Raw genomic sequence first — 22754 nt, 5'->3', positions numbered from 1 at the left:
GCCGCCTCTTCGGCCAGCAGCTTCGTCAGTAGTGCGCGGCGCCGGTCAGTCAGCTCGAAACGCTGCTGATGTGGAACTGTCATGACCCAGCACCGCCCGCGCCGGTCTCGCCGCCGAGCATCCGCTCGACGTCCTCATCGGAGAGATCGGCAAGCATGAGCAGCAACTCGGCCCGCTTCTCCACCCCGGCCTTGCGCTCAGGGCGACCCACCAGGTGGGCCGCCATGCCTGCGATGGTCGGCGCCTCGAAGAACGCGCTCAGGGGGAGATCCACATCGAACGCCTCCCGTACTCGCATCACCAGCCGGGTGGCAAGCAGCGAGTGGCCGCCCATCGAGAAGAAGGGGTCGTGCACCCCGATGTCCTGGGTCGTGTCGAGGACGGTTCGCCACAGCCCGGCGATGGCCGATTCAACCGGTGTCCGCGGCGCCACCAGGTCCGCCCGCCGCACCACCTCCGGGGGCGGCAACGCCGAACGGTCGAGCTTGCCGCTCGGGGTCAGCGGCAAGGCCGGCAGGAGGACGAGGCTCGCCGGCACCATGTAGGCCGGCAGCCGACCGAGAAGGTCGCTGCGAAGTGCGTCCGGCTGGGGATCGCGACCGGGTTCCGGCACGACGTACGCCACCAGTGCCTGCCGGTGCTGTACCACGACAGCGCCAGCGACGTCCCGATGCCGCCGGAGTGTGCTTTCCACCTCCGCCAACTCGATCCGGAATCCCCGGACCTTCACCTGCTCATCGCGCCGGCCGAGGTATTCGATGACACCGTCGGCCGCGAACCGACCGCGGTCACCCGTACGGTAGAGGCGGCCGCCCGGCGTCGAGGCGAACGGATCGGGAACGAACCTGCTGGCGGTGAGCCCGGGTCGACGCAGGTAGCCGTGCCCCGGCGCGACGCCACCGACGTAGATCTCGCCGTCGGCACCCGGCGCGACCGGTCGCAGCCCCGCATCCAGCAGATAGACGCTGACGTTCGCGATGGGGCGGCCGATCGGCACGTGATCGGCGGCCGCATCGTCTGCCGTGACCTCGTGCCAGGTGACATCCGCGGCAACCTCCGACGACCCGTAGAGGTTGAGCAGGCACCTGCCCGGCAAGGCGGCGAAGAAGGCCCGTGCCAGCTGCGGCGTCAACGCCTCGCCGCTCGTCACCCACAGCCGCAGCGACGGGAGCAGGTCGGCCAGGCCGGGATTGAACTCCAGCACCGCCTGGAGCAGAGACGGCACCACAACGACCCGCGTGACGCCATGTTCGCCGAGCAACCGGACGAACTCCTCAGGGTCTGCGACGGCCCGCTGTGGAAAGACGACCGTCGTGATGCCCTGGCACATCGGCCCGAAGATCTCCCAGAAAGAGTCCAGGAAATTGAGGGAAGTCTTTTGGCAATGCACCTCGTCGGGTGCGAACGGATAGCGCTCCCACATCCACGCCAACCGGTTGCGCATCCCCCCGTGCAGGCCGACGACACCCTTCGGCGTACCGGTGGAGCCGGAGGTGTAGATGACGTACGCAGGATCGGAGTCGTCGACCAGGCAGGGTGGAGCCCAGGCGGGCTGGTCGGCACAGGCGTCCCAGAGTTCTTCCAGGGTGATCATCGCGGCGCCGCCCGCGGCCACCGGGATCGCACTGTCGCGCCGCGTCACCAGCAGGTCCAACCGCGCGTCGGTCGCCATGTGCTGCAGCCAGGCCCGGGGATAGGTCGGGTCGAGGGGTACGTAGGCACAACCCGCCTTGACGATTCCGACGAGGGCGACGATCGTCTCGGGTGAGCGCTCGAGGTGCACCCCGACTTGGCACCCCCGCCCGATCCCCCGCTTCGTCAGATACCAGGCCACCTGGTTCGACAGGCGTTCGAGCTCGCCGAAGGTGAAGCCCCGAGTCGATGCGTACGCCCCGACGACGGCGTCCTTGTCCGGTGTGGCGGCCGCCCGTTGCGCGACCAGGTGCGGTATGGAGGTGTCCCCCCACTTCCGGGCTTCGCCGTTGGACCAGGTGCCCAGAACGGTGGCCTGTTCCTCCACCGGCATCGCGCCCAGCGCGGCGACCGAGTCCTGAGGTCGGTCGGCGATCCTCCGCAGCAACGTGTGGAATTGGCGGCCGAGCCGGTTGATGGTCTGGCGCGTGAAGAGATCGGTTGAGTACTCGATGATCCCGGTCACGCCCTCGCCGGTCTCCCTCAGGGTGAACATGAGATCGAACTTGGCCGTTGTGGCTTCCATCGGCATCGGGCTCAGGCGCAGGTCGGACAGGACGAGCTCGGGCAGCGGGGCGTTCTGGAGCACGAAGACCACCTGAAACACCGGGCCATGGCTCAGGCTGCGAACTGGCTGGAGGTTCTCCACCAGGACCTCGAACGGCAGTTCCTGATGGGCGTAGGCACCGAGGGTCACCGCACGTACCTGTGCCAGGAGTTCGAGGAAGCTCGCCTGCGGATCAATTCGCGTCCGCAGCGGAAGCATGTTCACGAAGGCGCCGATGATGTCTTCGAGTTGGCGTTGCGTGCGTCCGGCGATTGGCGACCCGACGACCAGATCGCGCTCGCCTGATTGGTGGTGGAGAAGGCAGGTGAAGGCTGCGAGCAACGTCATGAACAACGTGCAGTTCCGCCCGCTGCCGATCCGATGGAGGGTTCGCACCAAATCCGGCGGCAGTTCGATCGGGTGCGTAGCTCCACGGAATGTCTGCACCGGCGGCCGCGGGTGATCGGTTGGCAGTGCCAGGAGCGGTGGTGCACCCGCGAGCTCGCCACGCCAGTACGTCAGGAGACGCTCGAGCGTCTCGCCGTGGAGGTTCTGCCGCTGCCAGGTCGCGAAGTCGGCGTACTGGAGCGGCAACGGGTCCAGCACCACCTCCCGTCGTTCACGCTGCGCGGCGTAGAACTCGGCCAGCTCACGGATGAAGACACCCATCGACCAGGCGTCGGAGACGCTGTGATGCATCGTCAGCAGCAGCGCATGCTCGTCGTCGGCCAGCCCGACGACGGTGGCCCTGATCAGTGGGCCGGCGGCAAGGTCGAACGGGGCCCGTGCCTCGCTCAGCGCCAATTCGGTCAGACGCTCGTGGCGGGCCCCGTCCGGCAACGAGGTCAGGTCCTGCCGCCCGATGGTGATCTTCAAGCTCTCGGCGACGTGCTGAGCCGGCTCGCCGTTGACCGTAATCAATGTGGTCCGCAGCGACTCGTGACGCGCGATGATGCCGTTGATGCTGCGGCTCAGGAGGTCGACGTCCAGCGGTCCTTCGATCCGCACGACGTCGGGGATGTTGTAGAAGGGATTTCCAGGGGCCAACTGGTCCAGGAACCAGAATCGCTCCTGCGCGTAGGACGGCTGCGACTCGCCCTGCCTGGGTACGGGAACCAGTGGGACCTCATGGGACCGGCCGGCTGATCCACCCCCATCGGTCAGTTGGCCCGCGAAACCGACCACCGTCGGCGCCGCGAGGAGACTCAGCATGGAGACGTCGACGGCGAGCGCTGTCCGCACGCGGGCCACGATCTGGGTAGCCAGCAGCGAGTGGCCGCCCAACTCGTAGAAGTTGTCCTCCCGGCCCACCTGCTCGATTCCCAGGACCTCTTGCCAGATCTCCGCGATGGCCTGTTCGCGATCACCCTCGGGCGCCGCGTACGACGTCGACAAGGCGGGCCGCGGTTGACGGCCGATCGTGCCCACACGTGCCCGACGTGCGGCCGCCGGGTTGACGATCCAGCGGTCAAGACGTTCGACCAGATCGCCGGTAATCAGCACGACGCGACCGCTCCTGCCCTCGTCGAGCAGCCGTTCGACCGCCCGTACGCCTTCGGCCGGCGTGATGCCGTACCGGGTGAAACTCACCTGGTACTGGTGGGCGGCGTCCGCAGCGAGCCATTCCTCAAGGTTCACGCTGAGCCACCGATGGCCGTCCGCGGCGGCGCGCTGATCGGCGAAGGCGTCAACGAAGAGGTTGCACGCGGTGTAGGTCGCCGCCCCGATGCCACCGAACAGCGCCGCGTTGGACGAGAGCAGCAGCCGGAAGTCCAGCGGCATGTCCCCGAGCACGTCATCGAGTCGGAGGCAGCCCTGCACCTTCGGACGAAACTGCGCCACCGCCGTGCCCGGCGTCAGCTCATCGATCAATCCGAAGGCCCGCACACCGCCAACACCGGCCGCATGCACAACGCCGTGTACGACCCCGAATCGGTCGAGGGTCTCAGCGACCGCTCCGCGGAGTTGCTCCACGTCCGCCACATCGGCCGAGAGGACGATCACCTCGGAGCCGGTCCGGACGATCTGCTGCAGGCGGCGGATCCGTCGGCTCGTGGCGTCGTCCTCATCGTGGCCGGCCAGCCACCGCTCCCACTGCGGTGCCGGTGGGAACGGGCCGCGGGTGATCAGCGCGAGTCTCGCCTCGACCCGCTCGGCCAGATGCGCCGCCAGGTCCAGACCTATCTGCCCCAGACCACCGGTGATGAGATAGACGCCCCTCGGTCGAAGCGACGGCCGGCTCGGCGAGGGGGTTGTCGGACTGAAGTCCTCCACCCACTGACGCCGGCCCCGGCACGCGATGATCCGCTCGTTCGGCTCGTCAGCCATGATGTCGAGCAACCGCTCAGCTGTACGGGCCGCCGGTTCCCCCGCTCCGGAGACGTCCACGAAACGCACCGAGAGCCGCTCGTACTCCTGCGGGATACATTTGGCCGGTCCGAGCATCGTCGTTTTCGCGGGACGCACCACGTCCGCGCCCTCGACCGACAGGACCCGGTCGGAGACCAACCAGAGGCTCAGCAGCTCCACGGTGGACATCCGCGCCAATGCCCGAGCCAGGTAGCTCAAGCTGTAGAAGCCACGCCGCAAGTCATCGTCGACGTCGGGTGTCCCGGCGTCCTGCTGATCGAGGCTCCACAGATGCACGACGCGCGTCGGCGCGCGCCCGTCGCGCTCCAGGTGGCCGCAGAGAGTGACGTAGTGCGCGGCCGTTGCGGGATCGAGCCGGTACCGATCGTGGTCCAGGGCGACGAATCCCGCTCCTGGCTCGACCACGGTGACGCTACGGCCCTCCGCATCGAGGCGCCGCACCAGTGCTCGGGCGAGAGCTGAGCCGTCGCTCAGGACGAGCCAATCGACGTCGCCTGACCACTCACCACACGCACGGTGGGCGGGCGGGGACGTGGATCGCCACGTCGGCACGAGAAACCAGTCATCCAGCGCCGGCCGCGGGCCGGACGCCTGCCGCACGCCGGTGCCGGTGCCGGGTTGCGAGGGTGGATCGAGCCAGGACCGATGCCGGGCGAACGGATAGGTTGGCAGCGCCACCCGCCGCGGTTTGCGCGGAGCATGGACCTTTTCCCAGTCAATCGGGGCACCCGCGAGCCAGAGTTGCCCGAGCGCGTCGACCAGGAAGACGTCGTCGGGCTGCCGCCGGTCGTACCATGGGCGCAGCGACGGCACGATGACCGCGTGGTGGGCGTCCGGCTGCGCCGCCACGCCATCCCCGGCGAGGGCGCTCAGCGATTGCCCGGGTCCGATCTCGACCAGAGCCAGGTCACGGCCACGGCACAACTCCCGCATACCGCCCGCGAACTCAACGGTGTGCATCGTGTGCCGGCCCCAATAGCCGGGATCGGTCGCCTCCGCCGCCGTGATCCACGTCCCGCTCACATTGGACACGAAGGGCACCTCGGGCGGCGTCAGCCGCGCCTGGGAGACCAGGTCGGTAAGCGGCGCCACCACCGGCGCCATCGCCGATGTGTGGAACGCGCGGTCGGCTCGGAGTCGACGGCTACTGACGCCCAGCGCACGGAGGTGGCCTTCCAGGGCATGGATGTCGTCGGCGGCGCCCGCGACAACGGTCAGTGCGGGTCCGTTGACGAGTGCGATGGACAGCGAGCCGAGGAGAAACTCCCTTGCCCGCTCCACCCCCATCGGAACGGCCAGCATCGCCCCGCTGGGCAAGGCGTCGATGAGCTCTGCGCGCTTGGCGACCAGCATCAGCGCGTCCTCCAGTTGGAAGACGCCGGCGATGGTGGCCGCCACGTACTCGCCCAGGCTGTGTCCGATCAGGGCGACCGGCCGGACACCCCAGGCCAGCCATTGTTGGGCGAGAGCGTATTCCACCGCGAACAACGCCGGATGGGCCACCGTGGTCCGCTGGATCGCCGTATCCCCCGGCGCCCCCTTCAGCATGGCCCGCAAGTCGAAGGATGCGCCCTCGCCGGAAGCCGGCCGTCCCGCAGGATAGAGCACCTCACGCAGATCCAGGCCGAGGTGCGGGCGCAACCCCTCGGCACATCTGTCCAACGCGGCCCGGAAAACGCCGGCGGTCTGGTACAGCCCCTCGGCCATTCCCGCGTACTGGTCCCCCAGTCCGGCGAACATGAATGCGACCTCGGAATTCTGCCTGCCGTCGGCGCGGGTCCGTATCGGCGGGCGCGGCCGGGAGGTGAGCGCCGCTACGGCTTCCTGGCGGTCACGTACGACCACGCTGCGCCGGTATCCGAACCGCACCCGGCCACGCTGCAGCGTGAACGCGACGTCACTCAGGGGTTGTTCCGGGTGGTCGCGCAGGTGATCGACCAATCGGTCGCTGGCGGCGTCCAGCGCCGCCTCGGTCCTGGCCGAGAGCACCAGCAGTTGCGGTCGCTCGTCAGCCACGTCGGGTGCAGCCGGCGGCGCCTGTTCGAGGACCATGTGAACGTTGGTCCCACCGAAGCCGAACGCGCTGACACCGGCGCGGCGGGGATACAGCTTCGCGGGCCAGTCGGTGAGTTCGGTGTTGACGTAGAACGGGCTGTCGGCGAAGTCGATCCCGGGGTTGGGCCGTGTGAAGTGGAGCGACGGTGGCAGCTTCCCGTGCTGCAGGGCGAGCATCGTCTTGATCAGTCCGGTCACGCCGGCCGCCGTGTCCAGGTGGCCGACATTGGTCTTCACGGAACCCAATGCACAGAAGTTGCGTTCCCGGGTGGAGGCCCGAAAGGCCCGGGTCAATGCGGTCACCTCCATCGGATCACCGAGCTTGGTGGCCGTCCCGTGCGCCTCGACATAGCCGATGGTGACGGGATCGACGTCCGCCACATGCTGTGCGCGCACGATCACCTCGGCCTGGCCCTCCACGCTGGGCGCCGTGAAGCCAACCTTGTGCGATCCGTCGTTGTTGACCGCCGAGCCCTTGATGACGGCGTAGATGGTGTCACCGGCGGCCAACGCATCCGCCATTCGTTTGAGCACGACGATCCCGACACCACTGCCGAACAGCGTGCCCGCGGCGTCGGCGTCGAACGCACGGCAGCGTCCGTCAGGTGACGCGGTGCCGCCCGGCACGAAGTGGTAACCCGTCCGCTGCGGTACGGCGATGGTCGAGCCACCCGCGAGGGCCATGTCGCACTGGAAGCTGAGCAGTGCGTCGCAGGCGAGATGTGTGGCCACCAGCGACGTCGAACAGCCGCTTTGTACCGTGACGCTCGGCCCCCGGAGATTGAGATGGTAGGAGGCACGGGTGCTGAGGAAATCCTTGTCGTTGCCGAGCATCGCCACCGTCGTGTCGGCGCCGGTCAGCGCAGGATTTCCGATCAGGTTGAAGAGCAGGTAGGTACTCATCCCCATACCGGCGTAGACGCCGATCAGGCCGTCGTACCCGTGCGGGTTGTAGCCCGCGTGCTCCAGCGCATGCCACCCCACCTCAAGAAACACCCGTTGCTGCGGATCCATGAGCTGCGCCTCGCGCGGGGAGTAGCCCCAGAACTCGTGATCGAAGCGGTCCGCGCCGTCGATGATGGCGGCGGCCCTGACGAAACTCGGATCCCGTAGCGACTCCTCTGGTACTCCGAAGCCGCGCAGCTCGTCGTCGCTGAAGTGCCGGATCGACTCGACGCCCTGGCTGATGTTGGCCCAGAACTGTTCGAGGTCGGATGCGCCCGGAAAGCGTCCTGCGGCACCGACAATGGCAATGTCATGTTCTGCGTGCTGCAATCCGCTCATGTGCCCGCTTCTCCTTCAGGCGCGGGCTGACCGCGACGACGACTGGTGCGCTGCAGACGCGCACGTTCCTCACTCGGCCGGAATGAAGGGGGAAGGGCCTGCTCGCGGCTCAGGAACGCCGCCAGTGCGCTGATGGTCGGATACTCCAGCAATCGGATCATCGGTAGGTCGGCGCCCACCACGAGCCGTAGCCGGGCATGGACCTGCGCCATCAGCAGAGAGTGGCCGCCGAGATCGAAGAAGTTGTCGTGAATACCAACGGTGTCGAGCTGCAGGACGTCGCTCCACACGGCCGCGATCTGGCGCTCGAGTTCGGTGGCGGGCGGCACCCCGGTCGCCACGCCGCCCGCGTCAGGCGCGGGAAGCGCATTCACATCCACCTTGCCGTTCACGGTCAGCGGAACCTCGGTCAGCGTCACGAACGAGGACGGAATCAGGTAGTGCGGGAGCTGTTGCGCAAGCGCGCTGCGCAGTTGGGCGGCCGTCGGCCCCGGCTGGTGATCGGGCACGACGTAACCCACGAGCCGGGGGTCGCCCGTGCCGTCGCTCCGTACGACAGCGACCGCTTCGCGGACGTTGTCCAGGCGTCCGAGTGCCATCTCCACCTCCGCCGGCTCGATACGGAAGCCGTGCAGTTTGACCTGTCGGTCCATCCGACCCAGGAACTGGAAGGTGCCGTCCTTGTGCTGGCGGACCATGTCTCCAGTGCGGTAGAGGCGAGCCCCGCAGCGGCCGGAGAAGGGATCTGGAACGAACCGGGCGGCGGTGAGTCCGGGTTCTCGCCAGTAACCGCGGCTCACTCCGAGCCCTCCGATGAACAGCTCACCCACAACACCCGGCGGGACAGGCACCATCATCGGGTTCAGAACGTACATCTCTGTGTTAGCGATCGGCCGTCCGATCGGAACCGCGCCGTCAGCCTCGCCGATCGAGTGGGTGGACGACCAGATCGTGGTCTCTGTCGGGCCATACATGTTGACCAGATCGGCCGGCAGCAGCCTGGAAAGCTCCCGCACCATCGCAGTGGGCAGTACCTCACCACCCAGCATCAGCACGCGCAGCGACCGCAGTCCCGCCATGACAGCTGGATCGAGCCGGAGCATCTGCATCATCGACGGGGTCAACTGGAGCATCGAGGGTGGAAACGCCGCCAACTGGTCGGCGAGCAGCGGACCCACGCCCTGATCCGACGGATCGGGCAGGCAGCGTTGCCGTAGCTCCGCCAATTTGGGCAGACCGGCCAGCACGACGTCCGCCGGTAGCCCGAAATCGATGAGGCAGGCGATCTCGTCCACGCCATGGTCCCGCACCGTCCGCACCATGGCCTGCGCGTCGTCGACGCTGCCGAACATCGCGCTGCTGTCGAAGTAACGATCGACCGCGAACGCCAGCAGGGCGTCCTTGTCACTTTCGTTCATCGAGGCCAGGTCCAGCGGCAGGTTCAGGCTTCTGACCAGGTTCTCGATGAGGCCGACGGAGCTGAGCAGATACTCGCCGAATGGCTGTCGCACCAGACGGTGCACCGCCTCACGGTCCTCGCCGAGGAAGGCGTGCAGCATCAGCGTCACAACACCGGTCTCGGGGTCGTGCCCGTGCCGTCGCCGGGCCTCCCGGTACAGCCGGATGTTCTCGGCGACCTGAGCGACCGTCTGACCCAGCAGGTGGGTCAGCACATTGGCCCCCAGGGCGCCGGCCCGGGCGAAGGTATCTGGGCTGCCGGCCGCAGTGAGCCAGATCGGCAGATCGGGTTGGACCGGCGCAGGGAAGACCCGCGCTTCGATCGTGTTGCCGCCGCCTCCGACGACGTCGATTGATCCGCCCCGCCACAGCGTACGCACGGCGTCGATACCGTCGTTCATCCATCGCTTGCGGTCCGCGTAGCGCTCCGGGAAGAAGGCGAAGTCGTCGGCATGCCAGCCGGAGGCGAACGCCACTCCCGCGCGTCCTCGTGAGATGTTGTCGACGACGGACCACTCCTCCGCCACACGCAGCGGTGAATGCAGCGGCAGCACCACGCTTCCCGCACGAATCTGTACTCGCTCGGTAACCGCCGCGATCGCGGCGCTGAGTACTGCGGGATTGGGGTAGAGGCCACCGAACTCATGGAAATGCCGCTCTGGTGTCCAGACCGCGCGGAAGTCGTGGCGGTCGGCGAATCGTGCTCCCTCCAGCACGAGGCGGTACTTGTCGTCCGCGTTGGATCTGCTGGCACTCGCGAAATAGAACAGGCTGAAGTCGACGGGCCGGCGCGCCGGGGCGGTAGCTGAGCCACCTCTGCGGGCGACCATGCGGTCGTCCGCCAGAAGTACTCGGGCACCGCGGGTCAGCGTCCAGAAGATCTCCAGTACCGAGATGTCGAACGCGACGCTGGTAACCGCCAGCAGCGTGTCCTGCGGGCCGCAACCGATCCGCCGGTCCATGCCGGCGAACAAGTTCACGACGTTGCGATGGCTGACCACCACACCCTTCGGTTTGCCGGTCGAGCCGGAGGTATAGAGCACGTACGCCGCGTTGTCCGGCACCGGCGCCATTGGCCTGTCCGGCGGTGCCACGCCCGCGCGGTGCCCGCCGGGAGGCGTGTCGAGATACAGCACCGGCGCACGGAGACTGGGAAGGCGGGCCGTCAGGTGCGACTGGGTGAGCAGGATGGAGACGTCGGCGTCGTCGAGGACCGCTCCCAGCCGCTCGCTCGGATACGCCGGATCCAGTGGCACGTACGCACCACCGGCCTTGAGAATGCCCAGCAGACCAACGATCAGATCGAGGGAACGCTCGGCGCAGATGCCGACCCGCGCCTCCGCGCTCACGCCGTGGCCGGCCAGTTGCGCCGCCACCGCGTCCGCCCGCTCGTCAAGCTCCTGGTAGGTCATCTGGCTCGCTCCGCAAACCACCGCCACGGCATCCGGCTGCGCCCGTGCGGTGATCGCGATGCGGTCATGGACACACGCGTCGTCGGGGTATCCGGCCGCCGTGTCGTTCCACTCGTCAAGCACCCTGCGGCGCGCGTCGCCGTCGAGCATCGGCAGGTAGCCGACCGGCTCGTCCGGATCATCGACGATCGCACGCAGGAGGGCGGTGAAGTGCTCAGCCATCCGCTCGACGGTGTCGCCGTCGAACAGGTCCGTGCGGTACTGGATTGCCCCCGCGAGTTGGCCGTCCATTTCCGCCATGATCAGCGTCAGGTCGAACTGCGCCGTCCGCACCGGCACGGGGACCGGCTCGAACCGCAGTCCGGCGATCTCGAATGGTGGACAGGGCTGGCCGACCGCCAACATGCCGAGACCGGCACAGTCGTTCAGTGGAGACTGTTGATAGATGAACATCGTCTGGAAGACCGGTGAGCGTCCGGCATCCCGGACCGGCTGCAAGCGCTCGGCCAGCAGGGCGAATGGATAGTCCTGGTGGGCGAGTGCCTCCGGTACCTTTCGGGAGAACTGTTCGAGCACCGAACGAAACGACGGGTTGCCCACGAGATCTCCGCGCAGGACCACCGGATTGACGAAGTACCCCAGGGTGGCGGCGAACGCAGCCCGGCTCCGGGCCGATGCCGGCGACCCGACGAGGATGTCGGTCTGCCCGGTATAACGATGCAGGAAGACCTGAAACGCACTCAGCAGGACCGTGTACAACGTCTCACCGGTCTCCCTCGCCAGGGCCTGCAGCCGTTCGGCGAGGACGCGGTCGAGCATGAACCGGTGGCTGTCGCCTCGGTAGGACGGGACCGCCGGCCGCGGCCGGTCGGTGGGCAGGCTCAGCCGGGGAAGCTCCCCCGACAACTGCCGCATCCAGTATTCGGCGCTCTCCTGCCCAGCCTGGCTCTCGAGGTACCGCGCCTGCCAGGCGACGTATGCGGCGTAGCTCGAACCGGCCGGCGCCGTCACGCGCTCGCCGGCCACGATCGCGCTGTAAAGCTCCGCGAACTCTTTCAACATGAACGCAAGCGACCAGAAGTCGCTGACGATGTGGTGTGCGACCAGCACGATCAGCGGGTCCCGACCCTCACCGGTCCACAGGTGGAACCATGTCAATGGCCCCCCTGTCAGCGACAACGGTTGATGCACGGCAGCGGCGATCTCCCGGTCCAGCGCCTCGGGCGACCAGTCGCTCAGCTCCCGGTGACGCAGCTGCGTCGGCGGTTCAGGATGCGTGATCTGCACGGGACCGTCCGGGCGCACCGCAAAGGTTGTTCTCAGCACGGCGTGCCGCAGCGCGAGCAGTCGCAACGCCTCGCGCACCGCGGCGACGTCGATCGCGCCTTTCAGCCGGGCCGCTCCCGCAAGGTTGTACACACCCTCGGTGTCGATCAGCTGATCGAGGAACCACATGGCGCGCTGTCCGTAGGTCAACGGCTGCTCGGCGTCGACCCGGGCCCCACCGGGGGCATCGACGTCCGCGGCTGCGGCGGCCTGGGCCACCGTGCGGGCGAGATCGACGAGCTTGGCGCCGTGGACGTGTTCCGCTGACACCTCGACGTTGAAGTGGCGTTCGATGGCGTGCTGCAGCTGAACCAGGCCCACGGAATCCAAACCCGCTGCGGGGCCGGGCCGGTCCAGGCTCACCTGTGCCGGGAGACAGCCCGTACAGGCGGCGACATGGCTCCGGACAAACTCCTCGACAAGGTGCCGGCGCGCCGGGTGGTCCACGGCCGCGCTCCGGTCCGGCGCCGGCGCTTGGTGGGACAGCTGCGCTGGGTCGAACGTATGCCGGGAGCGCGCGACGAGTTCGCCGGTCAGAAAGCCCTGACGGGCGGCGTGTCGTCGCAGCTTTCCACTCGATGTTCTCGGCAAGGCGCCGCTCCGCAGCAGCACTACAGCGTGGACCGTGAGTTCGTGGACCTGGCCGACCGTTGCGCGAATCGATTCGGCCACCTCGTCCAACGAGGAGTCGGGACAGCGCGGGGATATCTCATGAAGGATCACGAGCCGCTGACCGGATTCCGTCTCGACCACGACCGCCGCGCCGCCGTTGGGCTGCAGTGCTTCGTGCGCTCCAGCGACAGTTTGCTCAACGTCCTGCGGATGGTGGTTGATCCCACGGATGATGATCAGGTCTTTGATGCGACCGGTCACGAACAGCTCCCCGTCCTCCATCAGACCCAGGTCCCCGGTCCGCAGGAACGGCCCGTCTTCCGACCCGGCCAACCGTCCAGCGAAGGTGACGGCGGTCTCGCCGGGCCTGCGCCAGTAGCCCTGCGCGACGCTGGGCCCGCTGATCCAGATCTCACCCTCCACACCGTCCGGGCATGGTGTTCTCGTCTCCGGATCGACGATCAGCACACGTTGGCGCTGGCTGGGTCGCCCGCAACTGACCAACGGCTGGCTGTCAGCAACCAGCGACCGGCGCACCACCGGAGGTTTACGCCCGCCACCACCCGTGGCGATCAAGGTGTTCTCCGCCAGCCCGTAACACGGATAGAACGCGCTGCGGCGGAACCCAGCCGGCGCGAACATGTCCACAAACCGATCCAGGACCTCGGCTTTGACCGGTTCCGCGCCGTTGAAAGCCACCCGCCAGCTGCTGAGGTCGAGGAGCGCGACCTGTTCCGGCGTGACACGACGGACGCAAAGGTCGTAGGCGAAGCTCGGGCCGCCGCTGACGCTGGCGGCGGAGCGGGATATCGCGTCGAGCCAGGCGAACGGATCCCGCGCGAAGTCGCCGGGCGCCATGAACAGCACCGGATATCCGGTGTAGAGCGGCTGGAGTATCCCGCCGATCAAACCCATGTCGTGGTACAGCGGCAGCCAGCTGACGGTCTTGCTCTCCGCGTCCAGCCCGAAGAGGTGCTCGATGTCGGCACCGTTGCTGAGCAGGTTCCGGTGGGTGACTTGCACACCCTTGGGCATGGCCGTCGATCCAGACGTGTACTGCAGAAACGCCACGTCGGCGGCGCCCACGCCGGCGGGCCTCCATCGGTGTTCCGCAGCGGCTGTGACCTCGTCGACCGAAATGAGCGCAGGGCGGGGCGTTGCCCGCGCTACCAGCGAGTCCATCCGCCCGACCAGGTCAGTTGTGGTCAAGACGGCCGACGGCGCCGCGTCATCAACGACAGCAGCGAGTCGAGCCGCATTCCGGTCCTGTGCGACGCGCCGCGGTGGATAGGCCGGAACAGCGACCACGCCCGCGTAGAGGCAGCCGAAGAACGCCGCGACATAGTCGAGTCCTGGCGCCAGGAGTAGCATCGCCCGCTCACCACGCCCGCATACGTCCTGGAGTGCTGCCGCGACGCTGCGGGCACGCCGGTCAAGTTCAGCGTAGGTGGCGATGTCTTCGGCGCCGCTGCGCAGGAAGGTGTATCCGACGGTTTCCGGTTGGGCCTCAGACCGCCAGCGCAGCAGGTCGACCACGGACTCTACGGACCCGGCGAACGGGGAAGCGCTGACCATCGTCATGACCTGCCCGCCACAACGGCGTACTGACCAAGGATCGACTGATGGATCTGGGTCGTCCCCTCGATGATTTCCAAGACCTTGGCGTCGCGCAAATGGCGCTGCACCGGTGCCTGCGAGCTGATTCCCTGCGCGCCATGGATTTGCACGGCATCGTTCGCGATGCGGCCGACCACCGTCGAGGAGAAGTACTTCGCCATCAGCGTCTGGTTGACCGCGTCAGGGTCGCCGGCCTCCCTGGAGACGCCGGCCCGGTAGCACAGCATCCGTGCCGCCACGGTATCGGTGGCCATGTTCGCCAACATGCGCTGAACCAGTTGATGGCCCTTGATCGGAACGTCGAACTGGACGCGCTCGTCGGCATAGCGGCACGACGCGTCGAGACAAGCCTGAGCCAACCCCACTGCGCCCCAGGCCGTGCTGTACCGGCCGACATCCAATGCCGAGGACGCCACGAAGGAAAGCCCCGTCCCCGGCCGGCCCAACAGACCATCAACCGGCACTCGGCACCCGTCCAGCACGACTTCGCCGAGCATCGATCCGCGCAGCCCAAAGAGGTCACTGATCGGCTGCACACTGAGCCCTACGCTGTGCCGATCCACCAAGAACGCCGTGTGGCTGCCCTCGTACTTCGCAAAGACGATGAAGACATCGGCATTCTGTCCGAAGCTGATCCATCTCTTTCGACCCTGCAGAATGATCTCCGAGCCCACGCGGTTCGCGGTGGTCTGCACACTCTTGGCATCGCTGCCCACGCGTGGCTCGGTCAGGCCGAAGGCGGCCACCGCATCGCCCGACGCGATACGGCCGAGCCACTCATCCCGATGAGCGGCGCTTCCCCACCGGTAGATCGAGTGAGCAACCATGTCGGCGCACGCCACTAAGTTGCGCACGGACTGGCACGTTCGGCCGAGTTCCTCGTTGAGGAAGCCGTACGCCATTGCGCCAAGAACCGGCTTGCCCGGTCCCCGGGGCACCATCGAAGCGAGGTAACCCGCGGCGCCCAGCTTCGCGATGATCTCCCGTGGCATCGATTGCGCCGAGTCCACGGTTGCGGCGAGTGGGGCGACGACATCGTCCGCGAAGGTCTTGAACTGTGTTCGCTGGTCCTGCTGCTCTGGCGTCAACAAGTTCTTCATCGGTCAGCAACAACTCCGTGGTTTAGGTGAACCAGCGGACCAAAACCCCCGATCAGGGGGCGAACCGGTCAGTATCGCCCGGTTAGGTTGACGAGCACCACATCGCGCGAATCAATGCGGCCGGCCCGGGCCTCGGCAGCCACCCCCGCCACCGCGGCGGCAGCCGAATAGCACGCGTCTATGCCTTCCAACGCCATAATCATTTTCCGGGTCGAGACGAGATCTTCCTGCGCCACCGCCACGATGTTTCCGGACGTTTCGGCGGCGATCCTCGCGATGTATGGATAAAATTCCGAGCCGTCACCCAGCAGGATCGCGGTAGCCAGCCCGCTGGGGCGGTCAACAATATCGGAATCGTGTAGTTCATACCGGCCGTCACGCCAGGCCGTTGCCATTGGCGAACATGTGTCCTGCTGGACCATGACAAAGCGAGGCATCGCGGCAAGCCGGCCGAGCTGTATGTACTCCTTGACCCCGGTGAACGCCGCGACCACGCCCATGCCACTGCTGATGGCCTGCACAATGACGTCCGGCGGCTCCGTCATCTCATCAAAAGCCTCGAGGTAGGCCGTCTTCAAGCCGGCGCGGCGAGCCCAGTTGAAGAACCCGCCCTCCCAACAGAGACCCTGCTCCTTGGCGAAGGACCGCGCGACGTCACCGGCGGTCGCATACGACCCGTCCACGACGGTCAGCGAAATGCGTTCACTGGGTTCGAACCGGTGAAACGGCACGAAATCGCGGCCGCAGAAAAAATGCGCGCGCATACGCTCGTCCCGAGCGACCGCTCGAGCCAGGGCGGTGGAGCTGTTACCCGTGCTGGACGCGACGAACTCGTTGATGCCGAGCTGACGGAAAACCGCGACCACCAGCGCGGCCATGCGGTCCTTCGTCGTGCCGGTGGGCTGGACCGATTCGTTCTTGAGCCACATTCTTGGCACGCCGATCGCCTTGCCAAGCTTCCCGGCAGGTATGCACGGGGTGCGAACCATGAGGCCTTCATCTATGAGCTCCGGTGAACTGATAGGAAGAAGATCCCGGTAGGCGTGTGCAGGATCGGCGGCCATTTCGACGACCGCCGCGCCGTTCGCCAGCGTCGGCTCCAATGCCCCCGAACACCTTGGGCATTGAAGCAGAAATGCAGGCGAACAACGCCAACGGCAAATCATGCAGACGAGGACGTAGTTCAAGTCGGCTTGGCCCTGAAGCAAACGTTGCGATGCTTCCATGAAGCTCCCCTGGCCTAACGAATGAACGCCAGGTCCATCCGTCGCATCGACGCTACACAAATAGATTAGCCTCAGTGAACGTGGGATCGACTGTAGCTTGGCCCCGACGGCACCGCAACCTGTTGACCAGACTTTGATTGCTGCCCTATCCTCGAACGCGAGGCACCTCGGTAGAGCTAATCAAGTATTAGCTGGAGGCGTATTAGCAGATATTATCAAGCACGAGCCAACAGCGTCGCAGTACGCATCTACAGAGGTCATCAGCCGGAAGGGCCGGTTGCAGTCCGGCCGTGGCGACCCGGCACGCCTGGTGTCACACCGGCGCGCAGCCCAGGCACCGGATGATGATCGAAGTCAGGCCGGGAGGGTGAAGCTAGGCGATCACTCATGCCGGACTGGACCACCGGACGACACCGGGCCCTGGCCGCCACTCGGACCGGCACGCGGCAACGACTTCGCATAGCGGCAACCGCACACCTGATCAACGACTGTCCCCGCATGCACGAGGAAGATGATGCCCGCCGGCCATGTGGGGGTGACCCCGTCGGCTCCATGTTCAGCGGAGGAGAAGAATGCGACGACTCCCGTCGGTGCGATTGAGTTTCTCGGGCCTGGCGGCCGACGTCGAGGAGGCGACCTGGGCCCAGCATTTTCAAGTCGTCAAGACTCTGAACAGACGCTCCGGGGACTACAACTCAAATATCGCATTCGTCTTTCCGGTTACCCGGGACCTGGAGGCGCGCGAGGCCGCGGCGGTGTTCCTTGACCTGCTCGTCAGGCATGAGTCGTTGCGGACCCGTTTTCGGCGAGGGCCGAGTGGCGATATCCAGCAGTCGGTCGCCGGTGACGGCACCCTGGAGTTCGAGGTGATCGAGTGCCGCAGTGCCGAGGAGTCGGAAACGGAAGCACACCTGGAGATGAACCGCCTGACGGCGATCGATTTCGACATCGGCACGGATCTTGGCCTACGGGCATCGATCATCACCCTGCGGAATACCGTCAGCCACATTGCGGTCTGCGCCTCACACGCGGCGGCGGACGCATGGGCAGTGGAAATGCTCAAGGACGAGCTGCAGGAGCTCCTGTCCGATGACGACGGCTCCGGCGACCGTCCGTCCGGCGTCCAGTCGCTGGATACCACGCCCCTGCGGCCCATAGCGCTCGCTCGCGGTGAACAATCTGCTGACGGGCAGCGCACCGAAGCGGCTTCCCTGGCCTACGTTGAAGACGTTCTTCGGAAATCGCCGCAGAGCATGTTCGCCACTTTCGCCGGCGTTGGCACCGCTGATGCGACTCGCGGCAAGCTGTACTCGACAGCGGCGAGGACTGCTGCCGAGTCGATCGCGGCGCGCCTCAGGGTATCCACGACCATGGTGTATTATGCCGCGATTTGCGCGCTCCTCTCCTGGCTGAATTCAACGCCGCGCTGCTACCTGTCCCTGGCCTTCGCCAATCGGTCGACGCCGGAGGAGCGCGTCTACATCGGTCCGATGGTGGCAGACGCAGACATCGTGGTCGACGCCGTGTCCGGAACATTCGAGGATCTCATCTATCGGGTGAGGCTGGAGGCGATGATGGCATACTCGAACTGCCGCTACGACGTGGCAAAGTATGTCTCGCTGGCGGACAAGGTCGGCCGCGAACGTGGAATGGCCTTCGACCGCTGGCTGCTGGTGAACGACCTGCAACTCCTGGACCGATCCGACCCGGCCGGCCGCAGCGAGCATGCGCCGACGGTGGACCGCCCGGCCACTCGATTCGAGGTCGTGCAACCCCGCGCGTTGCGTGCGTTGCGTTCCCGCGACAACGAGCCGCCGACGCCCGTGCGGTTCCATCTGGCGATCGCGACGAAGGATGAGTACGTAATCTTCGACATGCAGTGCAGCACCGCGATCTTGTCGAACGACAACGTTCGCGCCTTTTTGTACGGCATCGAACAGATCGTGCGCCAATCCGTCGACGCCCCGACGCCCCTGACGTCACTCGGTGACGTCGTAGACCTGCGAAGATACGAGCGCGGCGACGACTGGGTCTTCGTCGACCACTCGTGGGTACATCTGCCGTCCGTGGCGAACATGCTGCGGACCCTTGCCGTCGGCGACGGCAGCGGAGTCTCAGTACGCGAAGGCCAGGACGGGCAGCCCGTCATCGCTGCCGAGATCGGGTCGGGAGACGGACGGCTCTTCGACGTCGCGGAGGTACACGCGCGGGTATCTGAAGTCCTGCATCGCTTCGGCCCGGTCATCGCGCCACACGAATATCTAGTAGAGGGAGTCGTGCATGCTGCGGCGCGCACCGGCATTCGTTGACGAGATCCTCACGCGACGGTGGTCGTGACCCACGGCCTTCCCCACGCCGATCCCGGCACGCCGGATTCGCGCAGCCCGGGGCGGTATCTGTGGTGGCTCATCCGGATGCAGAAGGGCCGGACGGCAATCGGTGCCCTTGTCGGCAGCGCCTGGATGGCGAGCCTGGCGATCCCGCCGTTCGTAATCTCGAAGGCGATCGACGAGGGCATCGAGGAACGATCACTGGTCAAGCTGCTGGTCTGGACGGGTGGGTTCATCGCCACCGGCGTCGTCATCGCGACCCTCGGCATTCTCCGGCACCGCCTGATGACCTTTGCCCGGATGGACGCGTCGTCCCGTACGAATGCGTTGCTGGTCCGCCACGTGAGCAGGCTGGGTGCGGCGCTGGGCCGGCGGGTGGCCAGTGGTGAAGTGGTCCACGCCAGTGCCGCAGACGTTGTGCACATCTCGTTGGTCATGACGACGACCGGCCCCGGCGTGGGCGCCGTCATCGCCCTCATCGTGGTCACCGGGTTGCTCTGGAGCGTTTCCCCGGTGCTCGCCACCGTCGTCGTGATCGGTGTCCCTGCGCTCACGGTCGCGGTGCGGCCGCTGTTCAAACGGCTCGAAACGGCCGAGGTGAACTACCGCTCCGCACAGGGCAGCCTGACCACCCGGGCCAGCGACGTGGTGGCCGGGCTGCGGGTGCTCGCCGGGTTCGGCGGCCGGGAGATCTTCGCCGACCGATACCGCGAACAGTCGCAGAATCTTCGGACCTTGGGCTATCGGGTGGCCGGTGTCACCAGCTGGATCGAATCGCTCGGCACTGGCTTACCGGCGCTGTTCGTCGCCGTTGTGATCTGGCTCGGCGCCCGCATGGCCGCACTTGGACAGATCACCGTGGGTGAGATGATCGCCGTGTACGGCTACACCGCTGTGCTCGTCACCCCGGTGTCGTTCCTGATCGAGGGTGGCTACGACCTGGTTCGAGGCCGGGTCGCGGCGCAACGAGTGATCAATGTGCTCAACCTTCCACCGGCGCCGTCCGTTGTCGGTCCGCTCTCGGCGAGCCCCCGTTTCCCGGCGTCGTTGATCGATCCGGACAGTGCGGTGGAGGTGCCCGCCGGCCTCACCGTGGGGCTGGTGTCGGCCGACTCGGCCGGGATCGCGATCGCGGATCGGATCGGCCGGTTCGGCGACACACGGGCCACCTGGGGAGGCGTGCTGATCGCCGGCATTCCGCTCGCCGAGGTTCGTCGCCGCATCCTCGTCGCCGAGAGCGAGTCATATCTGTTCGCGGGCACACTGCGCGACATCATCCGTGGTTCGGGCACCCACGGCGACGAGGCGATCATCGCCGCCCTCCATGCCGCCGCCGCCGACGACCTGCTGCAAGGACTTCCCGACGGTCTCGACACCCGACTCAACGCTCAGGCGCGCACACTTTCCGGCGGCCAGCGACAGCGGTTGCGGCTGGCACGCGCGCTGCTGTACGCACCCGAGGTGCTGACCCTGATGGACCCGACCTCGGCCGTCGACACATACACCGATGCGACCATCGCCGAGCGCCTCAGAGCGGCGCGCTCCGGCCTGACGACTGTCGTCGTCACCACCTCGCCGGTCCTGCTCGGCCAGACCGATACGGTGATGTACCTGTGCGCGGGCCAGGTCGTCGCGCGGGGCTCACACCTTGACCTCATGCGCCGTGAATCCGGCTATCGGCACCTGGTCGCTCGCCAAATCGGCGATGACGACGATGTCCGTGATATCGCCGCGGAGGACGTTCGGTGAGCAAGGCCGAGGAAGGCACGCAGCGACTGCCGATCGCCAGCCGCCACCAGGTCCGGCAGGAGTTCGGCCGGCTGCTGCGCACGCACAGGTGGCCGCTCGTTGGTGTGCTGCTGCTCAATTGCCTGGCCGCTGCCTCCGGACTGGCCGGCCCGACACTTGTCGGCCGGATCGTCGACAAGGTCCAGGAGGATGCCAGCCTCACCACGATCGACCGGCTGGCGTTCACCGTGGTCGGTTTCGTGGTTGTGCAGATTCTGTTCACACGAGCCGCACGGCTGGCCGCCCACCGCTTCAGCGAGCGCACCACCGCACAGGTCCGGGCGGAGTACTTCACCCGGCTTGTCAACCTGCCGGTCACCGTGGTGGAACGGTCAGGGCTGGGCGATCTTGCTACCCGCAGTTCGGTCGACATCTCGACCGTCGGAGTAGCTGCCCGGAACGCGGCACCCGACCTGTTGATAGCGACGCTTCACATCGTTTTCGTACTGGTCGTGGTCTTCCTCACGCATCCGTTGCTGGGACTCTGCGGCCTGGTCGGGATACCCGCCATTTGGCTCGTCACCCGCTGGTACGTGCGACGCGGCCGCAATGCCTACCTCGACGAGGGCGCGGCCAACGCGCAACTCGCGGAGGTGGTCGTCGCGACGGCCGAAGGTGCCCGGACGATCGAAACGTACGGTCTCCAAGAACGTCAGGTCGAGAACGGTGACCTCGCCATAGGCACATCCGCCGCCGCCCGGGTGCGCACGCTCCGCCTTCGTACCGTCTTCTTTCCCAGTGTCGACGTCGCCCACACCCTGCCGGTGGCGGCCGCGCTCCTGCTGGGTGGGGGACTTCACGCGCGCGGGTCGGTGAGTCTCGGCGCGGTCGTCGCAGTCTCCCTCTATCTGTGGCAGCTCGTCGATCCCGTGGACAAGATCCTCATGTGGGTCGATCAGATCCAGCTGGGCGCCGCGTCATTCGCGCGCATCATCGGCGTCCGGAGCGCGTCGGCTGAACAGCCGCACGGGACCGTGTCGCCGCGCGACAACCGCCTGGAGATCAGGGACGTACGCTTCGGATACGCCGACTGCGATGTGCTCCACGGCATCGACCTGACGATCGAACCGGGCGAGCGGGTCGCTATCGTGGGGCCTTCCGGGGCGGGTAAGTCGACCCTCGGTCGGCTGATCGCCGGCCTGGACGCCCCTCGCCTCGGTCTGGTTACCCTCGGCGATGTGCCGGTCCATACGCTCGATCCTGCTGAGCGGACCGGGCTGGTCGCCCTGGTCACCCAGGAACATCACGTCTTCGTCGGAACGATTCGCGAGAACCTCTCCCTCGCCGCGCCGGCCGCGTCCGACAAGGAGATCACCGCCGCCCTCATTGCCGTCAACGCCCTCTGGTGGGAAACGCTGCCCGAAGGATTGGACACGGTGGTGGGTGACGGCGGCATCAAGCTGGACGCCCCGCAGGCTCAGCAGATAGCGCTTGCGCGACTCGTGCTGGCCGACCCGCACACCCTCGTTCTGGACGAAGCCACCGCCGCGCTGGACCCCAGTGCCGCACGGCAAACCGAGCGGGCGCTGGCTCTGGTGATGCGCGGGCGCACCGTGATCGCCATCGCGCACCGGCTCAGCACCGCACTCGACGCCGACCGCATCGTCGTGATGGACGGCGGGAAGGTGCTGGAGGTGGGCAGCCACGATGAGCTGCTCAGCGCCAACGGGGCATACGCCCGCCTGTGGCGGTCATGGCACGGCGAAGGCGCCACGCGCGAGCCGAGGCCGTCTTCGGCCGGGTCCCGTCAGGCCGGAACACCACGCTCATGACCCCAGCGGCGCGTTCCGCCGAACTCGAGGTGTGGGCGGCCGAGCGCCCCGAATAGATGCGGTCAGCCCGACACGTGGTCGCCCCAGAACGGGATGGTCACCTAGCGATCTTTGGTCGCACTTCCGTGCTTGACGTCCTACCAGGTCAATCATCGTTTCTGGGGT

The 22754-nt window shown here is 66.9% G+C and carries 7 protein-coding genes; 3 read left to right on the top strand and 4 right to left on the bottom strand.

Annotated elements, in window-relative coordinates; all coding sequences use genetic code 11:
* Positions 1-79: 79 nt before the first annotated feature.
* From AAH979_RS37210 to AAH979_RS37195, 4 genes are all read right to left on the bottom strand, one after another.
* Positions 80-7948: an amino acid adenylation domain-containing protein gene (locus AAH979_RS37210; RefSeq protein WP_346262829.1), complete on the bottom strand. Its 7869-nt coding sequence runs from the start codon at positions 7946-7948 to the stop codon at positions 80-82.
* The gene (locus tag AAH979_RS37205) at positions 7945-14292 is read right to left on the bottom strand and encodes a MupA/Atu3671 family FMN-dependent luciferase-like monooxygenase (protein ID WP_346262828.1); all 6348 of its coding nucleotides are present in this window, start codon (positions 14290-14292) and stop codon (positions 7945-7947) included. The genes AAH979_RS37210 and AAH979_RS37205 overlap by 4 nt, the downstream gene beginning before the upstream one ends.
* Before the next feature lie 41 nt (positions 14293-14333).
* Complete coding sequence (locus tag AAH979_RS37200) at positions 14334-15473, bottom strand: acyl-CoA dehydrogenase family protein (protein WP_346262827.1); 1140 nt, start codon at positions 15471-15473, stop codon at positions 14334-14336.
* A gap of 68 nt (positions 15474-15541) precedes the next feature.
* The gene (locus tag AAH979_RS37195) at positions 15542-16576 is read right to left on the bottom strand and encodes a pyridoxal-phosphate dependent enzyme (protein ID WP_346262826.1); all 1035 of its coding nucleotides are present in this window, start codon (positions 16574-16576) and stop codon (positions 15542-15544) included.
* 695 nt (positions 16577-17271) lie between these two features.
* Here AAH979_RS37195 and AAH979_RS37190 point away from each other — a divergent pair.
* The 3 genes from AAH979_RS37190 to AAH979_RS37180 are packed head-to-tail and all read left to right on the top strand — an operon-like array spanning position 17272 to position 22589.
* Entirely contained in the window at positions 17272-19008 is a 1737-nt protein-coding gene (locus AAH979_RS37190) for a condensation domain-containing protein (RefSeq protein ID WP_346262825.1), read from the top strand.
* 18 nt (positions 19009-19026) lie between these two features.
* The gene (locus tag AAH979_RS37185) at positions 19027-20778 is read left to right on the top strand and encodes an ABC transporter ATP-binding protein (protein ID WP_346262824.1); all 1752 of its coding nucleotides are present in this window, start codon (positions 19027-19029) and stop codon (positions 20776-20778) included.
* Complete coding sequence (locus tag AAH979_RS37180; RefSeq protein WP_346262823.1) at positions 20775-22589, top strand: ABC transporter ATP-binding protein; 1815 nt, start codon at positions 20775-20777, stop codon at positions 22587-22589. The genes AAH979_RS37185 and AAH979_RS37180 overlap by 4 nt, the downstream gene beginning before the upstream one ends.
* The last annotated feature ends 165 nt before the right edge of the window (positions 22590-22754 follow it).

The organism is Plantactinospora sp. ZYX-F-223, from assembly GCF_039649625.1.
In the GTDB taxonomy this organism is placed as follows: Bacteria; Actinomycetota; Actinomycetes; order Mycobacteriales; family Micromonosporaceae; genus Plantactinospora.
The sequence above is the reverse complement of the archived record's forward strand: the minus strand, read 5'-3'. Positions and strand labels throughout refer to the sequence as shown.